General features: G+C 56.9%; 1 protein-coding gene. It reads left to right on the forward strand.

The genetic code is table 11. The features are described 5' to 3' along the window. Window positions 1-306: 306 nt before the first annotated feature. A partial coding sequence (locus CFII64_RS17170) for a methyl-accepting chemotaxis protein (protein WP_020292080.1) occupies window positions 307-1,790 on the forward strand: 1,484 nt, incomplete at its 3' end.

The following is a 1,790-nucleotide window of genomic DNA, read 5'->3' on the forward strand; positions in this document are numbered from 1 at the left end:
AACGATGGTCAGCCACTTCAAGATCTGATTTCAGAGTTTAAGGCGCAACAATAAGATCAAGCCGGCTAACTAGTCGGGCTTGATCGTTTCAGCAGCACGTATTTGCAAGATCCTCGACCTACCCTCTCCTCGATAGACTGAATCGGAGAAATGATGGCTTAGAGCCATCTTTTTTGCTATTCATACATTCATCTATACCAATTTATACTTAAACTAACGCCCCCTCTAACCGCGCATATCCGTGTCAGTCACTCACTGTCGCTGCTTCCCCAGCCTCAGCTCTGGCTAGAAAACCCAAGGAGAGTCATGAATACCTGGTTTGCAAATATCAGCGTCAAAATGAAACTGGCGCTGGGTTTCGGCGTAGTCCTGGCGCTTACAGCCCTGCTTGCAGTCACTGGCTGGAGCAGCGTGAGCAAGCTGATTGAACGCAGTGACAGGATGGTCAACATCACCCAACTCAACGCATTGCTGGACGATGTGAATTCGGCCCGCTTGCAGTACGTGGTGGATAACGGCGACGAGAAGAGCGCGGACCTGGCACAAGCCGCGTTGAATCGATTCGATGCGCAGCAAAAGAGACTGTCGAGTGTTTTCCTCAGCCCTATCAACCTGGGCAACCTGCAGAAGATCAACAACCTGACCGCCGACTATCAAAAGTCGCTGAGCAAGATGCGCGAGGCCTACAAAACGGATGTCGCCGTACGCAAGGAAATGGGCGTGTATGCCGTCAAAGGCGCCGAGCTGATCGGGCAAATCATGGATGACGTCATGAAGATGCCCGCTTCCGACGAACGTTTCGAAGCCTTTCAAGACATCATGAAAGCCAAGGAAAACCTGGCGCTGGTGCGCTATGAAGTCCGCGGTTACACCGGTAACGCCACGGTGGCCACTCAGGAAAAGGCCACCCGCCAGCTGGAGACCGCACTCAAGGGCATGGAGCAGCTCAACGCCAGATTTGGTGCCGTGCATGGTGACCGACTCAAGCAACTGGAGACTGCGCTGATTGGCTACCGTGCCGCCGTGCAGCGCTTTACCGCTGCGAACGCGGATGTGGTCAACGCGAGCAAGGAAACCTTTGATCAAGGGCGAGCGATCACTCAACTGAGTGACATCATGTACGAGTTCCAGCTCAACGCACGCGAACAAAACGCCAGCCAGGCACGCACCCTGCAAATCACCTGCACGCTGCTGGCCCTGGTGTTGGGCATCCTCGCGGCAGCGGTTATTACGCGACAAATCACCCGTCCGCTGCAGGACACTCTGAATGTCGTCGAGCGCATTGCTTCCGGCGACCTCACTCACACCATGACCGTGACCCGTCGCGACGAATTGGGTGTGTTGCAGCAAGGCATCCAGCGTATGGGCAGCACTTTGCGCGATTTGATCGGCGGCATTCGTGACAGCGTGGTGCAGATCGCCAGCGCAGCCGAAGAACTGTCGGCCGTCACCGAGCAGACCAGCGCCGGCGTCAACAGCCAGAAGGTCGAGACCGACCAGGTGGCCACTGCCATGCACGAGATGTCGGCAACGGTCGCCGAAGTCGCCCGCAACGCCGAGAAAGCCTCCGACGCCGCGTCAACAGCCGACAAAGAAGCCCGCGCCGGCGACAAGGTGGTGGGCGAAGCCATCGCTCAGATCGAGCGTCTGGCCGCTGAAGTCCTGCGTTCCACCGATGCCATGACCGTGCTGGAGCAGGAAAGCGACAAGATCGGCAAAGTCATGGACGTGATCAAGGCCGTGGCCGAACAGACCAACCTGCTGGCCCTCAACGCGGCCATTGAAGCGGC

The organism is Pseudomonas sp. CFII64, assembly GCF_000416235.1.
Taxonomy (GTDB): Bacteria; Pseudomonadota; Gammaproteobacteria; order Pseudomonadales; family Pseudomonadaceae; genus Aquipseudomonas.